Origin of the sequence: Streptomyces ficellus (assembly GCF_009739905.1) — a bacterium.
In the GTDB taxonomy this organism is placed as follows: Bacteria; Actinomycetota; Actinomycetes; order Streptomycetales; family Streptomycetaceae; genus Streptomyces; species Streptomyces ficellus_A.
The window spans coordinates 1,542,300-1,563,361 of sequence record NZ_CP034279.1; the positions used below are offsets into that span (position 1 = coordinate 1,542,300).

Annotated in this window: 18 protein-coding genes; 2 read left to right on the forward strand and 16 right to left on the reverse strand. The window is 74.8% G+C overall.

Annotated features, from left to right (window positions below):
• Positions 1–289: 289 nt before the first annotated feature.
• Both EIZ62_RS06765 and EIZ62_RS06770 read right to left on the reverse strand, forming a co-directional pair.
• Positions 290–889: an HAD family hydrolase gene (locus EIZ62_RS06765; protein ID WP_156691811.1), complete on the reverse strand. Its 600-nt coding sequence runs from the start codon at positions 887–889 to the stop codon at positions 290–292.
• Between the two features lie 4 nt (positions 890–893).
• Positions 894–2,129, reverse strand: coding sequence for an MFS transporter (locus tag EIZ62_RS06770; RefSeq protein WP_208827801.1), 1,236 nt, complete (start codon positions 2,127–2,129; stop codon positions 894–896).
• A gap of 291 nt (positions 2,130–2,420) precedes the next feature.
• Between EIZ62_RS06770 and EIZ62_RS06775 the strand changes: the two genes are divergently transcribed.
• On the forward strand, positions 2,421–3,179 hold the full coding sequence (locus tag EIZ62_RS06775) for a DeoR/GlpR family DNA-binding transcription regulator (RefSeq protein ID WP_156691812.1): 759 nt from the start codon (positions 2,421–2,423) through the stop codon (positions 3,177–3,179).
• A 603-nt stretch (positions 3,180–3,782) separates the two neighbouring features.
• Positions 3,783–4,124, forward strand: a complete 342-nt coding sequence (locus EIZ62_RS06780; protein WP_156691813.1) for an alpha-amylase — start codon at positions 3,783–3,785, stop codon at positions 4,122–4,124.
• Between the two features lie 37 nt (positions 4,125–4,161).
• Here EIZ62_RS06780 and EIZ62_RS06785 read toward each other — a convergent pair whose 3' ends face one another.
• The 14 genes from EIZ62_RS06785 to EIZ62_RS06850 all read right to left on the reverse strand — a co-directional run bounded on the left by EIZ62_RS06785 (position 4,162) and on the right by EIZ62_RS06850 (position 21,054).
• The gene (locus tag EIZ62_RS06785; RefSeq protein WP_167536349.1) at positions 4,162–5,508 is read right to left on the reverse strand and encodes a beta-galactosidase; all 1,347 of its coding nucleotides are present in this window, start codon (positions 5,506–5,508) and stop codon (positions 4,162–4,164) included.
• Positions 5,505–7,205 carry an ArnT family glycosyltransferase gene (locus EIZ62_RS06790; protein ID WP_156691815.1) on the reverse strand — a complete coding sequence of 567 codons (1,701 nt, stop codon included), beginning with the start codon at positions 7,203–7,205 and terminating at the stop codon, positions 5,505–5,507. Before EIZ62_RS06790 ends, EIZ62_RS06785 begins: the two co-directional genes overlap by 4 nt.
• Positions 7,202–8,200 carry a PIG-L deacetylase family protein gene (locus EIZ62_RS06795; protein ID WP_156691816.1) on the reverse strand — a complete coding sequence of 333 codons (999 nt, stop codon included), beginning with the start codon at positions 8,198–8,200 and terminating at the stop codon, positions 7,202–7,204. The genes EIZ62_RS06790 and EIZ62_RS06795 overlap by 4 nt, the downstream gene beginning before the upstream one ends.
• Positions 8,152–9,378, reverse strand: a complete 1,227-nt coding sequence (locus EIZ62_RS06800) for a glycosyltransferase family 4 protein (RefSeq protein WP_156691817.1) — start codon at positions 9,376–9,378, stop codon at positions 8,152–8,154. The genes EIZ62_RS06795 and EIZ62_RS06800 overlap by 49 nt, the downstream gene beginning before the upstream one ends.
• On the reverse strand, positions 9,375–11,753 hold the full coding sequence (locus EIZ62_RS06805; protein WP_156691818.1) for a lipopolysaccharide biosynthesis protein: 2,379 nt from the start codon (positions 11,751–11,753) through the stop codon (positions 9,375–9,377). The genes EIZ62_RS06800 and EIZ62_RS06805 overlap by 4 nt, the downstream gene beginning before the upstream one ends.
• A complete protein-coding gene (locus tag EIZ62_RS06810) occupies positions 11,750–13,231 on the reverse strand; it encodes a glycosyltransferase family 4 protein (protein WP_156691819.1) in 1,482 nt (493 codons plus the stop codon). Before EIZ62_RS06810 ends, EIZ62_RS06805 begins: the two co-directional genes overlap by 4 nt.
• Positions 13,232–13,236: 5 nt before the next feature.
• The gene (locus EIZ62_RS06815) at positions 13,237–14,007 is read right to left on the reverse strand and encodes a glycosyltransferase (protein ID WP_156691820.1); all 771 of its coding nucleotides are present in this window, start codon (positions 14,005–14,007) and stop codon (positions 13,237–13,239) included.
• A gap of 618 nt (positions 14,008–14,625) precedes the next feature.
• Entirely contained in the window at positions 14,626–15,456 is an 831-nt protein-coding gene (locus tag EIZ62_RS06820) for a glycosyltransferase (protein ID WP_156691821.1), read from the reverse strand.
• A gap of 172 nt (positions 15,457–15,628) precedes the next feature.
• Positions 15,629–16,327: a GntR family transcriptional regulator gene (locus tag EIZ62_RS06825; protein WP_156691822.1), complete on the reverse strand. Its 699-nt coding sequence runs from the start codon at positions 16,325–16,327 to the stop codon at positions 15,629–15,631.
• Positions 16,328–16,365: 38 nt separating this feature from the next.
• The gene (locus EIZ62_RS06830; protein WP_156691823.1) at positions 16,366–17,367 is read right to left on the reverse strand and encodes a proline racemase family protein; all 1,002 of its coding nucleotides are present in this window, start codon (positions 17,365–17,367) and stop codon (positions 16,366–16,368) included.
• A 1-nt stretch (position 17,368) separates the two neighbouring features.
• The gene (locus tag EIZ62_RS06835) at positions 17,369–18,265 is read right to left on the reverse strand and encodes a dihydrodipicolinate synthase family protein (RefSeq protein WP_156691824.1); all 897 of its coding nucleotides are present in this window, start codon (positions 18,263–18,265) and stop codon (positions 17,369–17,371) included.
• Complete coding sequence (locus EIZ62_RS06840; RefSeq protein ID WP_156691825.1) at positions 18,262–19,587, reverse strand: FAD/NAD(P)-dependent oxidoreductase; 1,326 nt, start codon at positions 19,585–19,587, stop codon at positions 18,262–18,264. The genes EIZ62_RS06835 and EIZ62_RS06840 overlap by 4 nt, the downstream gene beginning before the upstream one ends.
• Positions 19,577–19,849, reverse strand: coding sequence for a (2Fe-2S)-binding protein (locus EIZ62_RS06845; RefSeq protein ID WP_156691826.1), 273 nt, complete (start codon positions 19,847–19,849; stop codon positions 19,577–19,579). The genes EIZ62_RS06840 and EIZ62_RS06845 overlap by 11 nt, the downstream gene beginning before the upstream one ends.
• Entirely contained in the window at positions 19,846–21,054 is a 1,209-nt protein-coding gene (locus tag EIZ62_RS06850; RefSeq protein ID WP_156691827.1) for an NAD(P)/FAD-dependent oxidoreductase, read from the reverse strand. The genes EIZ62_RS06845 and EIZ62_RS06850 overlap by 4 nt, the downstream gene beginning before the upstream one ends.
• Positions 21,055–21,062 lie beyond the last annotated feature (8 nt).

Sequence of the window (21,062 nt, forward strand, 5' to 3'; positions counted from 1 at the left end):
GGGCGAGGCTGGACGCAGGACGACGTCACCGTTCCGGTCGATCAGTTGCCCGAAAATGCTCGGCAGAGCGCCATTCGCGTGTGCGGATCGCCTGAAGTGCGCTCGCGAGGCATATTTCAAACATGAACCATGAGATTTTTGTCGGTGACAGTGTTCACTTGCGCGTGACCCGGCCGTGTCCGGATTCGGACGGTGCCGGCCCGCCGCTCGTCGGCCCCGGAAACGGCAAAGGCGCTGGGCGGGGGTGTCAGGTCCCCCGTCCCAGCGCCGGCTCAGGTGCCCGTACGGCTCAGGGCAGGTCGCTCAGGTCCTCCCTCAGGGCGGCGAGTGACGTGAAGCGGTGGCCGCGCATCCCCGCGGCCTCGGCGGCCAAGACGTTGTCCGTACGGTCGTCGACGAACACGATGTCCTCGGGCGGCAGGCCGAACGTCTTGCTGCACCAGTGGTAGGCAGCCGGTTCCGGCTTGGCGTGGCCTATCCGGCAGGAGAAGGCCAGGACCTCGAAGTGGCGCAGCCAGGGGTGCCGTCGCTCGTAGTCCGCCGCTAGGTCCTCGGGGATGTTCGAGAGCAGACCGATCCGGGTCCCGCCGGCGGCCAGTTCGCGGATGTACGCGGTCATGTCGTCGTCGACCTCGCCCCAGCTCGCGACGTCGGCCGCGACGAGTTCGGCGACGCGCCGCTCGTCGAACGTGGTGCCCACCGCCGCGGCCACCGCGCCCCAGTACTCCGCGGCGGACTGGTCGCCCCGGTCGTACGGGGGGCGCAGGGCCCAGTAGCCGTCCCAGAAGTCCGCGCCGTCGACGGCGGCGGTCTGCTCCAGGCGGGCGCGGGACGAGGGCGACTGGAGGCGCGCGATGACGCCGAACATGTCGAAGAGCACAGCGGTCATGGGGTCACGTCCGATCGGCGGGCACCGCTTCGGCCAGCGGCGACGGGGTGGTGGCGGGGTCGGCGTCGGCCGGGGCGGCCCTGGTGAGCCACACGCTGAGGACGACGCAGATCATCGCCAGGCCGAACAGCAGCACGGGCACGGCCCGGACGCCGGAGTGCTCGATCGCGACTCCCAGCAGCGGCGGGAAGGCCACCCCACCGATCATGGAGGCCGCGATGACGTAGGCGCCGGCGCTCGCCACGGTCGGCACCGCGCGGTTCAGCCAGGGCAGGCAGGTCGGGAAGATGGGGGCGATGAACAGGCCGACACCGATGTACGCGTACGGGGCCGCCGCCGGGATCGTGGCCAGGAGCAGGGAGCCCGCCATGCCCAGGCAGCAGGTGATGATGATCGCCGGCGCCGACCAGCGCAGGGTCAGGGGCACGGCGACGAAACGGCCCACGGTCATGGCGAGCCAGTACGCGGAGGTCGCGGTGGCCGCCGCCGCGGCGCCGTAGCCGAAGGTCTCCAGGTGGGTCGGTTCCCAGCCGCCCACCCCCGTCTCGATCGCCACGTGGAACACGTAGATGCCGATGAACGCCGCGACGATGGGCAGGACCCTGGACCGCTCGGGGCCCAGGTGCGCGGTGCTCTCGGGGGCCGGCTCCTTCTGGGCGACTCCGCCGAGCGTGACCATCAGCAGCACCGAGACGACCGCCGTGCCGCCGAACACCCAGGTGTAGTTCTCCGCCCCGAGCCAGCCCACCAGCGCGGGCCCGGCGACCGCTCCGATGCCGAAGTGGGCGTTGAGCAGGTTCAGCATCGCGGTGCTGCGCCGGCCGAAGCCCACCGAGAAGAGCTGGTTGAGCCCGTAGTCGATGCCGCCGAAGCCGAGGCCGATGACGAACGCCGAGGCGAGGGACACCGGCCAGGCGGGCGACACCGCGAAGCCGAGCGCGCCGAGTGCCATCAGGGCGTAGGAGCCGCCGAGCAGCTGCCGGTTGCCGATCCTCCCCCGCAGCAGGTGGAAGACCAGCACGCCCAGGAGCGCTCCGACGAAGTGGGCGCTGAGCCCCAGGCCCGCCACGGCCGGGCTGATGCCGAACTGCTCCCGGAGGGCCGGGATGGCCGGCCCGTAGAACGCCTGCAGACCTCCGATCACCACGAAACCCACGCAGGACGCGACGAGGGCGGCGCGAGTGAACAGCGTGGGTGTGCTGTCCTCCCGCGAAGGGAGGGCCTGGTCGGGCGTGGCCATCGATGTCCTCCTGAGGATCCTGACGAGATGGGTGAGGGTGGCTCGGTGGACGCTGATCGGCGGGTACCGGTGCCCCGTGGCACTCGCCGGGCGGGTGCGGCCGGAGCGGAAACGGGGAGGGCTCCGGCCGCACCCGTTCACCAGGGGTGGAGAGAAAGCACACGGGGCGAGTGTGAGTACACACTCGGTATGGGAGATTGTCAACCATGATCGGTACAGATCGGGGCGGAACCCGGACGGGTACGGGCCCCGAAACTCGCAGTCGACGTGTTGGCGTGTTAAATCAGCGACATGAATGTCGCCGAACGCCACCGATTCATCCTGTCCCAGCTGACGGAGCGAAGCCGGGCCTCCGTGGCCGAACTCGCCCGCTCCGCGAAGACGTCGGAGATGACGATCCGCCGGGACCTGGAGCTGCTGGAGTCCAGGGGAGCGCTGCGGCGCGTCCACGGTGGAGCGGTGAGCACCCTGCTCAGCGGCGTGGAGCCGCCGTACGCCGTGCGGGCCATGGTGGGTGGCGACGCCAAGGCCAAGCTGGCCGACGAGGTGGTGCGGCTGCTGAACGACGGGGAGACGGTGGCCCTGGACACCGGGACGACCGCGGTCGCGGTCGCCCAGGCCATGGCGGGGCACCGGTTCACCGTCACCCCGCTGTCGCTGCACGCGGCGTTCGCGCTGTCAGAGAGCGAGGGCATCCGCCTGCTCGTGCCCGGCGGCCAAGTCCGGCCCGGCGAGCTGTCGTTCTACGGCGAGACGGCGCTGCGCACCTTCGAGGACCTGCGCTACGACACGTTCATCCTCGGGTGCTGCGGCATCGACGTGGCCAACGGCGCCACGGCGTACAACCTCGACGACGTCCATGTGAAGCGCACCGCGGCGGCGTCGGCGCGCCGCATCATCCTGGTGGCCACCGCGGAGAAGCTGGGGCGGGTGGCGCTCGGCCGGATCTGTGCGGTCGAGCAGATCGACATCGTGGTGACGGACGCCCCGCAGGGCAACCCCGTGATCGAGGACCTGCGGGCGGCGGGAGTGAACATCCGGCACGTGTGACGCCCCCGGCCGGCGCGTCGGCGGCACGCCCCGGCCTCTGAGCGGCGTTCACGGCGCGTGGGGCCCGTGTGGGGCGGTTCGCCACCGGGGGCGGTCACACGAGGTGTGTGCGGAGTGATCGTCGACAGCGAACGAAGCGGTGCTCCTCCCCCACCGCAGCGCGGGGACGGCCCGCCGGTTCTTCGCCGGAGGCGCACACGCGGTCCGTGCGTGCTTGATCACGCACCCTTGTCGGCCTGCACTTTCTGAAGACGCACGGAGGAGCAGGGCCGGCGGTCCGCCCTCCGCTTCCCCCGGCATGTTCGAGCCGTTGTGGGCTCCGCGAAGGTGCCGTGCCCGCTCGCCTGCCGCGATGCCCCGTGGCCACCCCGCCGCGCTGGCCACGGTCGCATACGATCCGCTACCGCCCTGGTGGCGCCGCATATGGTCCCGTACGTCGCTGAGCTGGAGAACGGCCGCGAGCGGCGGCCGTGAGCGGCCGGACTCCCCCCTGCGCGCGAAACACCCACGACGCGGCGCCGTTGGCGAAAAGCCGACGGGTGGGGGTTTCTCCTTCCGTACGCTCCCCACCCAAGCGTTCGAGAAATGAAGGATGGATCACCGATGTTCGCACTTACGCGTTCAACAATCCGCGTCGCGATAGCCGGGGCCACCGCCGGGCTCGCCGCCGTGGCCGTCTGCCTCACGGCGTCGACCGGTGCGTCTGCGGCGCCGCTCCCCGCAGGCGGCGAGGCACCCTCGTGCGTCGCGTACGCGAGCGGCTGGCGCTACACGTTCGTCACCAACGACTGCGGCTCCGCCCAGGACGTGACCGTCACCTACCTCGACGGCACCACGGTGCCCTGCCGGTCGGTGGCGCCCGGCGGGACGGCGACCTTTCCCGGCTACGGGACCGGCGGCAACGCCGTGACCGGGGTCGCCCTGTGCACCACCTCGTCGCCCTGACCGGGCGGCCGGCCAACAGCCGTTCAGGCAGGGGCAGTCAGGCACTGGGGCGGGCGTACCGTTCGATGACCTCGGCGTAGTCCCGCAGCGAGGAGCCGGGCGTCCCGTCGTACAGCTGCCGGTCGAACGCCCACATCAGGCCTTCGAGCCCGCAGGAGTCCATCTGGCGGGCGGCGACGTCCATGACGCCGGGGTAGTACGGCGAGACCTGCGGCCCCGCGCTCTCGCCGCTGACCGGGAAGCCCGCCCGCCCGGCCACGGCGGCGACCCAGCGCACGGACGACCAGCGGCGCACGGCGGCGGCGCTCGCGCTCCCCGCCCCGCTCGCGCTCCCGGCACCGCTGACGGCCAGCGGGGCGGTGACCGCGTCCCCGGGCGCGCAGGCGTTGTCGGCCGGTGTGCCGGAGCCGTCGACGAGGGCCGTGGAGACGATCTGGACGTCATCGCGGGGCTCGACGCGCCCGAGGGTGAGGAAGTATCCGGCGCCCCGGCCGATCAGCGGCCCGGCGGTCCGCCCGCCGAGGTACTCGGCCGTCGCCCGGGCGCGGTCCTGCGGCAGGTAGCCCTTGCCGGGGACGAGGACCTTGAGCAGGGCGCTGTGGCCGAGTGAACGGTAGGTGCGGATCTGCCAGTTGACCGCGTCGGTGAGGGCGGTGACGTACCAGTCGTGCCAACGGCCGACCTGCGCCGTGGTGAAGGGCCTGCCGTCGAGGGTGCGCTGCCCGGGGCGCCAGCCGGGGTACGGGCTGGGCGGGACGGTGGCGGGGCGGCCCGGGGCGCCCGCCGCCGCCTGGGCGTTGGCGTCGTACGCCCAGAACTCCCCGCGGTCGCCGTCGGCGTCGAGCGGCGGCGGGTAGGTGAACTCGCCGGTCTCGCTGACACCGATCCGGATGGACCAGAAGTCCTCCATGCCGATCTCCTCGGCGATCCCGGTCATGTACTGGGCCGCCTCGGCACGCACCGCCCGGCTGAAGACGATGTTGGGGACGCGTGTGCTGCGCCTGCCGTCCTGGTTGACGAACGCGGCGTCCGGGTGTTTCTCGAACAGCCACGCCGGCGGGTGGTGGAGGCCGATGCCGGCCTCGACGAGCGCGCCGGCCTCGGTGAGGGCCCGCAGCTCGTTCCGTACGCTGCCGATGTACGCGCGGTCGAACGTCCCGTCCTCGGGCTCGAAGCGGTCCCAGTCGATGGACAGGTGGGCGACCCGCACGCCGTGCTCGTGCTCCTCGGCCGCCCTGCCCGGGTCGGTCTGGAGGGTGCCGAACCAGTGCGCGGGCCGCTCGCCGTGGTCCTTTGGCCCGAGGACGGCGAGGGAGCCGAGCAGGGCTCCTACGGCGACGAGCGCGCCGAGCAGGGTGAACAGCCGTCGCCGCCCGGCCGTCACGGGCCCGTCCCGGATCCGGTGGGCGCCGGCGAGGGTGCGGCCGGCGGGGGCGGGGCGGCCGGAGGCGGGGCGGGCAGGTCGGGGTTCACGTCGGGGCCCGCGGACGGCAGTCGGTACAGGGCGAGGGTGCCGTACATGGGGCCGTCGACGGCGAAGAGCAGGTCGCCCTGGGCGGCGAGCTCGCGCACCTCGCCCTCGCTCAGCCGGGCGTAGCCGTCCCGGACCACCTTCCACGGCACGACGAGGTAGCGGACGCCCTCCCATTCGCGCTCGGCGGGTGTCATCCAGTTGCCCACCCGGTAGCGGTCCTTGAGGAGCCAGCCGGTGATGCCGCGGTTCGCCAGGCCGTCGGCGGCGGCGACCGTGCTTCCGGCCGGCACGTACCGTTCCATGTAGTCGCTCAGCCTCGCGTACCCGTCGTCGGACTGGGCCCTCCCCTGGGCGTACGAGACGCCCGAGGCGCCCACGCAGGCGGCGACGAGCACCGCGATGACCACCCGCACCGGGGTCAGGAGGCGGGGCCGGCCGCGCTGGGTGCCGTCGGCCGGGGCGGACGGCGCGGTGCGGCGGGAGGCCAGCGCCGCGAACGCCACGGGCATCGCCACCAGGTTGGGTACGACCAGCAGGTACAGCGCCTGCTCCTCCAGGGTTCCGCCCGCCACCGCGTAGCCGAGGGTGACGCACGCGCACAGCAGGAACAGCGCCAGCATGCGGTGGACGGCGTCGGCGCGGCGCAGCAGCAGGACGAGGGCGACGGGCGCGAGGGCCAGCAGGGCGTAGGTGGGCCCGAAGGTGGTCACCTCGGAACTGAGCCGCTCCGCCAGCGTGACGTTGCCGTGGGCGTTGAACCCCGTCTCCTGGACGAGGCCGAGCAGGCGGTTGAACCCTTGCGTCTTCGCCGCCCAGAAGTCCTGGAAGTGGCCGGCGGCGGTGACCAGCCCGACGTACGCGCCGTACGACAGCGCGGTGACGCCCAGCGTGACCCCCAGCAGCCGCCGGGGCGCCCCGCGGCCGATCACCAGCGCCAGGAGCAACGGCAGGACGGTGATGAGGGCGGAGTGGTCCTTGGTGAGCACGGCGAGCCCGAAGAGCAGTCCGGCGAACACCGCGCGGCCGCGGGCCCAGCGGCACGCCGGATCGCGCAGCAGCGGCAGGAGGACCAGGAACCCGGCGAGGACCCAGACCATCGTCTCGGTCTCCAGCATGGCCCGGTTGTTCTGCCGGATGCAGTACGGGTCGAACGCGAACAGCAGGGCGGCGACGGAGCCGGCGACGAGCGATCCGGACGCCCGTTTCACCAGCAGCACGAGCAGCACGGCGGTGACGCCGGCGAGCAGCGCGTTGAGCACGCGGATCTCGTACACCCCGCCGATGATGTCGCCGCTCGGGCCGAACAGGCGGATCCAGGCGGCCTGGAGGTAGAAGAAGCCGGGTGGGTGGAGGAAGAACGGGCCCTCGTCGGTGCGGGGGAATCCGCCGTCGGCCGCGCTGTCGCCCAGGTCGCGGTAGATCACCTCGTCGACGAAGACGTCGGTCGAGCTTCCGGCGCCGATCAGGCGCATGCCGGCGGTCAGGACGAACGCGACGGCGAGGACCGCGCCGAACACCCCGGCGGGCCGGCGTTTCGGGGGCGGTGGGGGGACGGGGTCGGGGGGTGGTGCGGCGGGACCGGTGCGGTCCGTCACGGTTGCGGTCATGGCGGGCCTCCAGGGAACACGTACACCTCGGGCACGACGGGGATCTGCCCGGAGGGGAACAGCAGTCCGGCCTGGGTGCGGTAGGCGCGGATCAGGTCGGGCTTGCCGGCCAGTCCGCGCCGCCAGACCGCCGGGACGGGTGCGTTGCGCCGCCGGAACCCGGCGTCGACGGAGTGCTGTTGGTTGTAGGGGAAGTCGCTGTAGTACACGACGGGCCGGCGGCTGAGTTCGGCCGCCGTACGGACGAGGAGGTGGTCGGCGTGGCCGCCGACGGCGAGCGGTGCCAGCAGGAGCCGGGGGTCCGGCCCCCACTGCTCCGCCACGGCACCGAGGACGCGCATCAGGGTGCCGGTGTCGAACCGGGAGAGCCGGCCCGCGGCGAGGTGGCGGCGGTAGGTGGGGTAGATGTGGGCGGATTCGGGGAGCAGGGCGCCCAGCCGGCGGGGGCGCCGCGAACCGTGGTCCGGCTTGCGGCGGAACAGCCCCTCGGGCAGCCCGAGGTGGTGCCAGGTGATGTCCAGCCGTTCGAGGACGGCACGGTCCTCGGCGCGCCGGGACGCGTACAGCTCCCCGGCGTCGCGGGCCCCGTTCTGGTGCAGGAAGCCGCGGGCGGAGAGCGTGTAGGGCGGTGGCCCGGCCTCGGTGAAGACGGTCACGACGGTGACGGGCGCGGTGTGCCGGGCGTGCGCCATCAGGGCGCCGCAGGAGAGCACCGCGTCGTCGAGGTGCGGTGACAGGACGACCAGCGGGCGGCCTTCGCCGACGGCGGCGGTGAGCCAGGCGGTTCCGGTGCGGGTGTCCGTCCCGGTCCCGCCGCCGAGACCGTACGAGGCCGGGTCGCCGCCGAGGCCGTACGGGACCGGGTCGCCGCCGAGGCCGTCGGTGCCGAAGCCGTACGGGATCGGGCCGCCGGTGGCCAGGGGGTCGGTGCCCGGGGGGCCGGTCCTCAGGTGGTCGGCGTCCCGGGCGGGTGGCCGCGTGCGGTCGGTGCCCATGGTCGCGTCGCCTCCTCTCGTGCGCGCCGTGCGGGGGGTCGCCGAGGGACCAGCAGGGCGCGCGCCAGGGCGAGGTAGCTGTCGGTCATCCGGTCCCAGGTGTAGTGGCGGGCGGTGTCGGCCGCCTGGCGGCCCAGGCGGGCGCGCCACGGCCGGTCGGCGGCCAGGGCCCGTATGCGGTCGGCCAGTGCGTCCACGTCGAAGGGCGGTACGGGAACCCCGCCGCCGTCGCGCATCCAGGCCAGGGTGGGCAGCGCGAAGTGCAGGACGGGCTTGCCGAAGGACATGCCCTCGAGGGCGGACAGCCCGAACGTCTCGTTGCGCGAGGGCAGCACGACGAACGCGCTGTCCCGCAGGAGGCGCTCCTTGGCGGCGCCCGAGACGCGGCCGGTGCGGTGCACGCCGTCGCCGTGGCGGGCGAGGAGCGCGTCGAGGCGCTTCTCCTCCCCGGCGGTCCCGTTGCCGGCGAGGACCAGGGGCAGGCCGGGGCGGGCCCGGGCGTAGGCGGCGAGCAGCAGGTCCAGGCCCTTCTGCCGGGTGTCGACGCGGCCGAGGCAGAGGATGTGGGTTCCCTCGCCGGGGTGCTGGTCCTCGGCGGGCCGGGGGTCGACGCCGTTGGGGATGGTCCGGACGCGGGCCCGGGGGCTCAGGCGGCCGACGGTGGCCGCGTCGGCGGCGTTCATGACGACGAGGTCGCGGTAGCAGCGCAGGCCGAGCCGTTCCACCAGGAAGAACGGGAGGTGGTACTTGCGCCACATCGCCTCTCCGGTGCGTCCCTGGTCGATGCCGACGACGGGGGCGCGGGTGACGAGGGGCAGGAAGCTGGTGGAGAAGGGCGGGGTGAAGCTCTCCAGCCACAGGTCGTGCGGCAGCCGCCGGGCGACGAGCGGGAGCAGCGCCTGGAAGAGGAGCTGGCCGGCCCGTGGCCCGGCCCGGCGGACGGGCAGCGTGCGGTAGTGGACGGCGCCGGCCGTGCGGGTGCCGCTGTGCCGGCCGGCGGTCACCACGGTGATGTCGAACTCCTCGGCCAGCCGGTCGGCGACCTTGCCGATGACGGCCGCTCCGCCGCCGTTGTAGTGGCCGTCGGTGACGTCGTCGTAGACCGAGACGACGACGTGCCGCCGGTGCGGCCGGGCGGGCGGGGCCGGGACGGCGCCGGTCCGGGGGCGGGCGTTCACAGGTCCGCCCTCCGCAGCTTCTTGGCCAGGACGAGCGGGACCCGCAGGGCCAGCTCGCGGGCGGCGGGTCCGCGCCTGCCCGAGCGCAGCAGGCCGCCGGCGTGCTCCAGGCCCGCGCGCAGCGACAGGGGTACGGGCAGCGGGAGGGGCAGCCGGACGGTCTGGCCCCGGTCGAGCCGCTCGATCGCGTCGGTGGCCGCGGTGAGCGCGGCGCGCAGGGCGAGGGGCCAGCCCTCGCGCTCGGCCGCGCGCTGGGCGCGGGCGGTGACGCCGGGGGTGAGCAGGGGGCGGATGGCGAGCAGGTCGGACAGGTCCAGGGTCTGGTTCCGGAACAGTGCGTGGGCGAGCCGGATGCGGAGCTGGTCCGCCGGGTCGGGGACGAGCCGGCGGCCGCCGTCACGATCACCGTCGCCGTGGTGCGGGACGGCGCGGGCGAACAGGTCGCCGGTGGGGATCACGGGGACGCCGTACCAGGAGACGGTCCGGTGCAGGTGTGCGGCGGGCCCTCCGTCCACCGGCTCCAGGAGGACCTTGGTGGAGCGTTCCAGCCAGTACCGGGACCGGTGCCGGTACCAGCCCGTCAGGGCGCGGTCGGCGGCGCTCCAGCGGTCTTCGGGGACGACGAGGTCGAAGTCGTCGCGCCCGTGGCCGCCGTCGGCGTCGGCGCGGATGACGACCGCGGGGACACCGGCGGCGGTGAGCAGGCCGGTCGCCGCGGCGAGGTTGGCGCGGAGCCGGTCGTTCGCCCGGTCGGCGTCGGCGAGCGGGCCGGCCAGCCGGTCGGGGTAGCGGCGGGCGAGGCGGCCGGCGACCCGGTTGCGCTGCGCCAGGACGAGGGCGCGGCGCAGCAGTTGGTCGTCGGCCCGGCGGGCGAGGCCGTGCCACACCGCGTCGGTGAGCAGGCGTACCGTCTCGGCTCCCGCGGGCGCGGAGGGGGGCCGCCCGGCCAGCAGGGACGGCCGGGAGGGTTCGGCGGGCGAGCGGTGCCGCAGGAAGCGGACGGTTCCGTACGCGCCGACGGCGGTCGCGGCGACCGTCCAGAGCACCGGCGTCCCGCGCAGCGCGAGGAACAGCGCGGTCAGGAGCAGGGGGGCCACCAGGGAGGGGCGTACGAGGGCGCCGAAGCCCTGCCGGCGGATGAGCCGCCCGACGAGCAGGACCGTCGCGACGAGGGTGCCGACGGCGACGCCTCCCGCGAGGCCGACGACTCCGCCGGCGCGCCAGCCGACGACGAGGGCGGCGACGTACACGGCCAGTCCGAGTAGTTGCTGACGGAGGCAGCCGAAGTCGTCGACGGCCTGGCAGAAGGTGGCGGCGAGGGTGAGCGCGCCGACGGCGAGGCCGGAGATCGCGGTGAACACCAGCAGGGTGCTCATCATCGCGTAGCCGGCCGGGAAGACGGTGGTGAGGACGGCCTGGGGGGCGGTGGCGCAGACGACGGTGAACGGCAGGGCGACGGTGAGGTACATGCGTACCGCGCTGGCGGCGAGCGGGGTGCCGGCGCTCCGCCGGGCGAGGGCGGGCAGGAACGCCATGGCGATGGCGCCCGCGAGGAACAGCGGGATGCGGCCGACCATGACGCTGGCCTGGTAACTGGCCGCCGCCGCGCGGTCGGTGGGCAGGACGGTGATCACGACGACGTCGATGGTGGACAGGAGCGCGACCAGCCCCTGGAGGGCGGCGATCTTGCCGGCCCGGCGCCACAGGTCGCCGTAGGCGCGGACGGCGAAGCGGGGGCGTTGGCCGCCGGTCCCCAGCCCGCGGGGCCACCAGAGGAGGAACGGCAGTACGGCGATGCCGAGGGCGGCCAGGGCGCCGGTGTCGCTCAGGCCCAGCACGGACACCAGGAGCAGGCCGACGGCCACCTTCAGCACGGCCTCGCCGGTGGTGACGCAGGCGAGGGTGCGCATCCGTTCGGTGCCCTGGAGCCATCCGACGGTGACCGTGGTGACGAAGATCAGGAAGGTGCCCGCCGCCAGTACCAGGACGGTGGCCGGGGAGGCGAACCGGCTCGCCACGGCGGCCACCGCGGCGGCGGTGACCAGGGCGCCCAGGGTGGCGGCGACGGTGGCGAAGCGGACCGCCTCCGCCCGTTCGGTGTCCGTGCGGGCCCGGGCGAGGGCCTGCGCGAGCACCCAGGGGATGGAGACGAGGGCGACGGTCGCGACGCTGAGGACGAGCCCCTGTCCGGCGGCGAACACGGCGTAGGCCTGGACGTCCAGGAGCCGGGTGAGGAGCAGCGCGTACCCGTAGTTGAGGACGCCGACGGCGAGCGAGGCGACCGCGATCCAGCGTGCCCCGTGCACGGCTCTTGTCTCGTCCGGGTGCGCGGGGCGGTCCGGGCGGGTGAGGGCGGTGCGGCCGGCGGTGCTCATCCGGGGCCTTCGCCCTGCCCGGTGAGGATCTCCTGCCGGTGGGCCAGCGTCAGCGGGGTCCGGTCGACGCCCAGGCGTCGCAGGACGCGCGCGGCCCGGACCTCGTCGCAGCCGTGCAGGAGCAGCCGGAAGGTGTCGCCGTGGCGGCTCCAGCTGTCGGTCTGCCGCAGGTGGCTGCCGAGGGCGTGCTCCATCGCGTCGGCGTCGGAGGTGCGGAACCGGGCGGCGACCGCCAGGTCGCTGGGGCGCCGCCGGGAGCGGCGGTGCCGGTCGACGCGGCGCATCTCCTCGGCGGCGACGGCGGCGAGCCGTTCGGCGCTGCGGTCCCACGAGAACGCGGCGCTCCAGGCGCGGCAGCGTTCGGCCGTACGCTCACGGGCGGTCGGCTCGCGCAGGTCCTCCAGCGCCCCGGCCACGCCCTGCGCGAGGTCCGACTCGGCGGGCAGCAGCCAGCCGTTGCGGCCGTGCTGTACGGCGTCGCGCAGCCCGGGCACGTCGTAGGCCACGGCGGGCGTGCCGACGCCGTTGGCCTCGATGACGGTGAGGCCCCAGCCTTCGGCGACCGACGGCACGACGGTGAGCCAGGCGCGGGAGAGGAGTTCCTGGCGGCGTTCGTCGGTGACGCGGCCGTGGAAGTCGACGCAGCCGGACGTGCCGGTCCGGTCGGCGAGGGTGCGCAGCGGGGCGAGTTCCTCGCCGTCGCCGCAGATGTCGACGTGCAGGTCGGGGAAGCGGCGGGTCAGTTCGGGCAGGGCGCGGACCAGCAGGTCGACGCGCTTCTGCGGGACGAGGCGGCTGACGACCGTGATGGCGGGGGTCCGGCTGCGCGAGGTGTGCGTCCCGGCGGGGGGCGGTCCGCCGTTGGGCACGATGTAGATCGGGTTGTCGAAGCCGAGTTCGCGGCGGGCTCCCTCGCGGGTCGACGGGGAGACGACGACCAGGGGCCGGCCCCGGTAGACGCGCCGGCTGAGCTGCTTCTCCAGGACGCGCCCGAGCACGTTCGCGGGCCAGGGGAACCGGATGTCGAACTGGTGCTGGTGGACGTGGTGGATGACGCAGATGTCGGCCGTCCAGCGGGGGGTGAACAGGGGGGAGAAGAACGGGATGCCGTTCTGGAAGTCGATCACGGCGTCGTAGGCGTGCCGATGGCGCGTCAGGTGGCGTGCGGCGGCGGCGTACACGCCGAAGGTGCCGCCGGCCCGGACGATCCTGACGCCGTCGGTGACGGTCTCGGGCGGGGAGCCGGGGTGGCGGGCGGCGAACAGGGTGACGTGCGCCCCGGCGCGGGCGAACCGCCGGGCGATCTCGTAGCAGTAGGCCTCGGCGCCGCCGGCCTGCGGGTGCGAGGGGTCGCGCCAGTTGAGGAACAGGACGTGCGCCCTGTTGAGCTGGCCGAGTGCGGTCACCGGGGTTCCGGCGGAGCCGGGCGCGGTGGCGTTCTCGGCGGTGGTGCCGGCCGTCGGGGGCGTGTCGTCCATGGTGTTCACCGGGATACGGAGATGCGGATGATGTCGGTCATGGAGCGCAGTCCGTGCCGGCGGGCCGAGAAGGTGGACCCGGGGATGTCGGTCCAGTTGACCGGCACCTCGACGACGGTGCGTCCTTCGCGCAGGAGGTGGGCGAGGATCTCGACGTCGAAGGCGAAGCCGTCGACGTGGCAGGTGCGGACGGCCTCGCGGACGAGCGGGCCGTCGAAGAACTTGAAACCGCACTGGGTGTCGGCGATGCCGGGCAGCGCCAGCCGGGTCAGGCGGCGGAACACCCAGCCGCCGCAGCGGCGGGCGGCCGACTGCTCGACCTCGTAGTGCGCCCCGGGCGCGCGGCGCGAGGCGATGACCGCCGAGACGCCCGCTTCGAGCAGTTCGACGGCCGTGTCGAGGGTGCCGATGGGGGTGGCGTTGTCGGCGTCGGCGAAGCCGACGAAGCGGGCGGAGGAGGTGGCGATGCCCCGGCGGACGGCCGCTCCCTTGCCGTGGTCGCTGCACCCGATGCCGTACAGGGGGACGTCGGCGTGCTCGAACGGCCGGAGGGCGTCGAGGGTGCCGTCGGCGCTGTCGTTGTCGACCACGACGACCGCCGACGACCAGGGCCGTCCGGCCAGGAAGGCGAGGTCGTCGGCGAGGGTCGAGGGCAGCCGGCGGGCCTCGTTGTACGCGGGGACGATCAGTTCGAGGTCGACGGGGGGCCGGGTGAGCCACGGCGGGATCTCGTCCAGGGGGGCGCGGCCGGGGCGGACGGGCGGCACGGAGACCATCAGCGGTCGCCTCCTCGGGGGTGTCCGGAAGGAATCGGGGTCCGGCGGACACGACCCAGGGGTTCGTCCGGGCGGCGGGGGGCGCACGCGCGCGACCCACGGGCCGCCGGGCCGGAGGAGGTCGGGGCCCGGCTCGGCCCGTGGGGGTCACATGGATGGGCGGGCGAGCCGTCCGGTCCGTCGGAGTCGCCGGAGCGACGGCCGCCGGGGACGCGGGCGGCGGAGACACCAGCCCGTCGGCGCCGGGGTGCCGAGCGGGGCCTGCGCACCGCCGCGCGCCGCGCCGTCGTCGCGGTGCGCAGTCGGTCGGACGCCCTGCGGGCGGGGTGGGCGCGGCCACGGTCGGGGTGGGCGCCGGTCGAACGGCGGCGGGAGGAGGCGGCAGGCCAGTCGGTCACTCGCCGGAGCGGGTGAGGTGCGGACGGCGCCGGAAGCCGGCTTGCCGGGATCGAGGACACGGTGGCCTCTTCCTACGACTGGTGCCAGGACATGCCTGCCTTGGAAACAAGCCTTAGCACATGCCTTGTGGGCAGTCAATGAGATATGGGGGCATTAAGCACCCTTTGCCAGGGTTTGCCCTATGCCCCGGGCCGCTCCCGCGCAGCCATGCCCCGGGCCTCAACCGCCCTGCTCGGCACGGTCGTTGACCGGCAGGAGCTTCGACGGCGAGGGCATCAGGCGCGGCAGTGCGTTCCGTGGCCGTTCCTCCAGCAGCGTCCGCAGAATGCGGGTGCCGTCCCGGGCGGTGCGCAGCGGGGAGCCGTCGTGGTGGCGCGGCAGTTCCCGGCTGGGCACCTCGGCGATGCGCAGGCCGTTGTGCAGGGCGTGGGCGACGATCTCGGCACCCAGCTCGTGGCCGTCGGCCCGCAGGTCCAGCAGCCCGAGGAAGCCCCGCCGGAAGGCGCAGAAGCCGTACCAGAGGTCGGTCAGCTGCTGACCGTACAGCCGCCGGGCGACCAGCAGCAGGACGCGGTGTCCCGCCCGCCGCACCAGCGGGTAACCCGCGCTGCCGCCGCCGGCGATGAACCGCGAGCCCTTGACGAAGTCGTAGCCGTTGTCCAGGTAGTGCACGTAGTGCGGGATCTCCCGGGGTGACATGCCGTGCGCGTCGATCAGCACGATGTGCTCACCGGTGGCGGCGAGCAGCCCGGCGTGCGGGACCCGCCCGGGGCCGGCCCCGCTAGCGGCGTGGCGGACCAGCCGGAGGACGGGGTCCCCGGCGACGCGGGGCGGCTCGGCACAGGGCTCCGGCAGGTCACCGGCGAGGACGACCTCCTCGACGCAGGCGGGCACCTGGTCCAGCAGTCGCGCCAGGTCCCGCGCGGCGGCGCGGCCGGTGCCCCGTACCGGGACCACCAGGCTGACGGCGGGCCGGCGGGGGCCCGCGGTGGGCACGGGGCGGGGGCGGTGGTCCGTGGCCCGGCGCAGTGGGTGGTTCACCACACGCATCGCCTCCGGCACCCCGAGTGCGGCGTCGTCCCCTTCATGATGCGTACGGGCTCCGCGCACGGTCAAGGACGGCCGGTCGCGCATCGGTGACCGTGCGCGTCGGGTGCGCGCACCGACCGTCACGTCACCCGGCGCGGGCCGGAAGCGGCGGCCGGCGGGCCGGAAGCGGCGGTCAGCGGGCGGTGGCGGCCACCGCTCCGGCGCGCTCGTCGGACTCGGCCCACAGCGATCGCACATGGCCCAGGTGCCGGGCCATGCACGCCTCGGCCGCCGCCGCGTCCCCGGCGAGCATCAGGTCGAGCAGCTCGTGGTGCTCCTGGGCGGAGGCGACGAGCAGGCCGCGCTCGGCCAGGGCCGTCAGGCCGTACAGGCGGGCGCGCTTGCGGAGGTCACCGACCGTCTCGACGAGCCGGTCGTTGCCGGAGAGGGCCAGCAGGGAGAGGTGGAAGCGCCGGTCGGCGTCGAGGTAGCGGATGAGGTCGTGGTCGCGGGCGCTGGTGACGATCTCCTCGGCGACCGGCCGCAGTTCCTCCAGCTTCCGCCGGTCGGCGGAGGCGGTGATGGCGCCGATGGTGGGCACCTCGATCAGCGCGCGGAGTTCGGTGTACTGGTCGAGGTCGCGCTCGCTCACCTCGGTGATGCGGAAGCCCTTGTTGCGTACGGGTTCCACCAGGCCCTCGCCCGCGAGGTCGAGCATCGCCTCCCGCACGGGTGTGGCGGAGATGCCGAAGTCGGCGGCGAGGGCCGGGGCGGAGTAGACGGTGCCCGGTTGCAGCTCACCGGCGATCAGGGCGGCGCGCAGGGCGTGGGCCACCTGGTCGCGCAGGCGTTCCTGGCTGGTGATGAGGTTCTTCAGGTGCTGGCCTGCCATGGCGCTGCCTCCGGGAGTCGTCTCGGAATCGTAGAGGATCAGAGGAGGAAGCCCGCGGGGAAGGGGTCGTCGGGGTCGAGGAAGTACTGGGCGGTGCCGGTGATCCAGGCGCGGCCGGTGATGGAGGGGACGACGGCGGGCAGGCCGCCGACGGTCGTCCCGCCGGTGAGCCGCCCCGTGAACCGCGTGCCGATGAACGACTCGTTGACGAAGTCGCGCCCGAGGGGCAGTTCCCCGCGCGCGTGGAGCTGCGCCATCCGGGCGGAGGTGCCGGTGCCGCACGGCGAGCGGTCGAACCAGCCGGGGTGGATGGCCATGGCGTGCCGGGAGTGGACCGCGTCGGAGCCGGGGGCGGCGAGGTAGACGTGCTTGACGCCCGCGATGGACGGGTCCTCGGGGTGGACGGGCGGGTCGGTGGCGTTGACGGCGTCCATGACGGCGAGCCCGGCCGCGAGCAGGTCGTCCTTGCGGGCCCGGTCGAAGGGGAGCCCGAGGGCCTTCAGTTCGACGAAGGCGTAGAAGTTGCCGCCGTACGCCAGGTCGTAGGTGACCGTGCCGAATCCGGGCACGTCGACCCGGCGGTCGAGGGCGGCGCAGTAGGCGGGGACGTTGGTGAGGGTGACGGACTTCGCGGCACCGTCCTCGACGCGTACGTCCGCGCGGACGAGCCCGGCGGGGGTGTCGAGGCGGACGGTGGTGACCGGTTCGGTGACGGGCACCATGCCGGTCTCGACGAGGACGGTGGCCACGCCGATGGTGCCGTGTCCGCACATCGGCAGCAGCCCGGACACCTCGACGAACAGGACGCCGTAGTCGGCGTCGGGCCGCGTCGGAGGCTGGAGGATGGCACCGCTCATGGCGGCGTGGCCGCGCGGCTCGTACATCAGCAGGGTGCGGACGTGGTCGAGGTGACGGGCGAAGTACGCCCGGCGTTCGGCCATCGTGGCGCCCGGGACGGGGCCGATCCCGCCGGTGATGACGCGGGTCGGCATGCCCTCGGTGTGCGAGTCGACGGCGTGGTGCACGTGCCGGGTGCGCATGTTAGGCGAGTCCTTCCGCGAGCACCTTCTCGGTGGCGGCCCGGACGGTGGCGGCCTGGTCCGGGGCCAGGGGTGTACGGGGCGGGCGGCACGGTCCGCCGTGGTGGCCGGCGAGGTCCATGGACAGCTTGATCGCCTGGACGAACTCGGGTTTGGAGTCCCAGCGCAGCAGTGGGTGCAGGGCCCGGTAGAGGGGCAGGGCGGTGTCGAGGTCGCGGGCGGTGGCGGCCCGGTAGAGGGCGACGGAGGCGGCGGGCAGGGCGTTGGGGTAGCCGGCGATCCAGCCGACGGCCCCGGCCAGCGCCAGCTCCAGCAGCACGTCGTCGGCGCCGATCAACAGGTCGAGGCCGGGGGCGAGTTCGGCGATCTCGTAGGCGCGGCGCACATCGCCGCTGAACTCCTTGACGGCGACGACGCTGCCGTCGCCGTGGAGCTGCGCGAGGAGTTCGGGGGCCAGGTCGACCTTGGTGTCGAAGGGGTTGTTGTACGCGACGACGGGCAGCCCCGCGCGGGCGACCTCGGCGTAGTGGGCGCGCACCGCGCCGGCGTCGGCGCGGTAGGCGTTGGGCGGCAGCAGCAGGACGGACCCGCAGCCCGCCTCGGCCGCCTGTTCCGCCCACCGGCGGGCCTCGGCGCTGCCGTACGCGGCGACGCCGGGCATGACCCGGGCCCCGTCGCCCGCCGCCTCCACGGCGACGCGGACGACCCGGGCGCGTTCCTCGTCGGTGAGCGTCTGGTACTCGCCGAGCGAGCCGTTGGGGACGACGCCGTCGCAGCCCTCGGCGACGAGACGGGCGACGTGTGCGGCGTAGGCGTCGTAGTCGACGGTGAGGTCGTCGCGCAGCGGCAGGGCGGTGGCGACCATGATGCCGTGCCAGGGGTGGGGACGCGGGTTCATCGTTCGGCTCCTGGTGGTTGTGCCAGCTGACTGAGCGGTACGGGGCAGGAGAGCGGGCGCCGGTCGGGCGCCGGCTCCTCCCCCGCCAGGCGGGCGACGGCCGGTCCGCACGTGCGGCCCTGGCACCAGCCCATCCCGGCGCGGGTGAGCAGTTTGACGCTACGGGCGTCCCGGGCGCCCAGATCGGTGACGGAGGCGCGGATCGCGGCGGCGGTGACCTCCTCGCAGCGGCACACCTCGGTGGCGCCGTCGAGCCAGTCGGTCCAGCCGGGGCCGGGCCGGTGGGCGGCGGCCATCGCGTCGGCGAAGCCCCGCAGGCGGGCGCGGCGGCGGACGGCGGCCCGGGGTGGGCGGCTCCCCGCGACCGAGTGGGCCGCGATCTCGCCCTCGGTGCGGGCCAGTTCCTCCCCGCCGACGCCGCAGGTCTCGCCGGCCGCCCAGACGCCCGGCACGCAGGTGCGCTGTTCGGCGTCGACGTCCAGGGCGGGGGTGCCGTCGGGGGTGCGGCGGGTGACGCAGCCGAGCGCGGTGGCGAGTTCCAGTTGGGGTACGAGGCCGTGGCCGACCGCGAGGGCGTCGCACGGGACGCGGCGGCCGGTGCCGGGCACGGGGCGCCACCGGGCGTCCAGCCGGGTGACGGTCACCGCTTCGACGCGGGTGGTGCCGTGGGCGGCGGTGACCGCGTGGCGGGTGAGGAGGCGGGTGGTGCGGCGCAGCAGGGCGCCGCCGTGGAGGGCGCCCTGGGCGAGCTTGGCGGGGTTGCGCAGGAGGGCGCCGGTGTGGCGGGCGTAGGCGCGGTAGTCGGCGGCCTCGACGAGGGCGGGGACCCGGGCGCCGGCGGCGGCGAGCGTGGTGGCGACGGCGAGCAGCAGGGGGCCGCTGCCCGCGACGACGACGCGGCGGCCGGGGAGGACGCCCCCGGACTTCAGCATCGCCTGGGCGCCGCCCGCCCCGACGACGCCGGGCAGCGTCCAGCCGGGGAAGGGGAGTTGCCGTTCGTACGCTCCCGTCGCGAGGAGCACGGCGCGGGCGCGGACGGTGGCGGGGGCCTCGTCGGGGCCCACGACGGCGTGCAGGAGCCAGGTGTCGCCGTCGGGCACCACGGTCCAGACGTGGTGGGCGGCCAGGTGGGTGACGCGGCGCTCCCGGGCGGCCCGGCGTACCGGGCGGGGTGGGGGGTCGTCCGCCGCGTGCCGGTGGATCTGGCCGCCGGCCCGCGCCCCCGCGTCCACCAGCGTGACGTCCAGCCCGAGTCCGGCGGCGGTGGTGGCGGCGGCAAGTCCCGCGGGTCCGGCGCCGACGACGGCGAGGTCAGCGGTCATGTCCGGTGCCCTCCTGGGTGGTGACGGTGTCGCCGGGGCGGGCGGGCAGGAGGCAGGCGCGCTGGTTGGGGCGGCCGTTGACGGTGGCGAGGCAGTCGTAGCAGGCGCCGATCCCGCAGAACGCGCCGCGCGGGGCTCCGCCGTGCCGGGTGGTGCGCCAGGCGAGGATGCCCGCGGCCCACAGGGCGGCGGCGACGGACTGGCCGGGCAGGGCGGTGATGCGGCGCCCGTCGAAGGTGAGCGTGAACGGCGCGGGTGTCACGGGGCGGCTCCTTCCGTGTCGTCGGGGCGGTCTGCGAAGCGGTCCCCGGGGCGGTCGCCGAAGCGGTCGGGGCGGAACGGCCGTACGTCGAGTACCGGTTGCTCGCCGAGCAGCGCGGCGGCGACGAGCAGCCCGGTCGCCGGGGCGAGGCCGATGCCGGCGCCCTCGTGGCCGCAGGCGTGGAGGAGGCCCGGTACGCGCGGGTCGGGGCCGATGGCCGGGAGGTGGTCGGGCAGGTAGGGGCGGAAGCCGTGGTAGGTGCGCAGGGCGCGTACGCCGCCGAGGACGGGGAACAGGGCGATCGCCTGGGCGGCGAGCCGCCGCAGGGCCTCGGTGGACAGCGTCCGGTCGAAGCCGACGCGTTCGCGGGTGGCGCCGATGAGGACCGTTCCGGCGGGGGTGCCCTCGACGACGGCGGAGGACTGGAGGCCGGCCGAGCCGCTGGCGACGTCGGCGATGTAGTCCGCCGCGTACACCTTGTGGCGCACCAGCCGGGGCGGCAGGGGTTCGGTGACGAGGACGAAGCCGCGCCGGGGCAGTACGGGCAGGTGGACCCCGGCCAGCCGGGCGAGCGCTCCTCCCCAGGGGCCGGCGGCGTTGACGACGGCGGGGGCGTGGAGGTCGCCGCGGGTGGTGCGTACGCCGCGGACGGCGCCGGACCGGTCGGTGAGCAGGGACGTGACCTCGGCGCCGAGGACGACGTGCGCGCGGGAGGCGCGCAGGAGCTGGGCGGCGGCCATGGCGGGCTGCACCTGGGCGTCGCCCGGGTAGTGGAACCCGCCGGCGAGGCCGGGCGCGAGGTGCGGTTCGAGGTCGTGGAGGCGGTCGCCGGGTACCTCGTACGCCTCGACGCCCGCCTTGGCCTGCCCTTCGGCGAAGGCGCGCAGGGCGGTGAGGGCGGCCCCGTCCGGTGTGACGACGAGACCGCCCTTGGGCTCGTACTCGGTCTCCGGTGGGAGGACGTCGGCGAGTTCGCGCCACAGTCGGGTGGACAGCAGCGCGAGGTCGAGCTCCGGGCCCGCCTCCTTGTCGGAGACGAGCAGGTTGCCTTCTCCGGCACCGGTGGTGCCGCCCGCCACGGGGCCGCGGTCGACGACGGTGACGGTGAGGCCGGCACGGCCCGCGTAGTAAGCGCAGGCCGCTCCGACCACTCCGGCTCCGACGATCACGGCGTCCGGCAGATGACTCACGTGTTTCGTGGGCACGGCAGTAA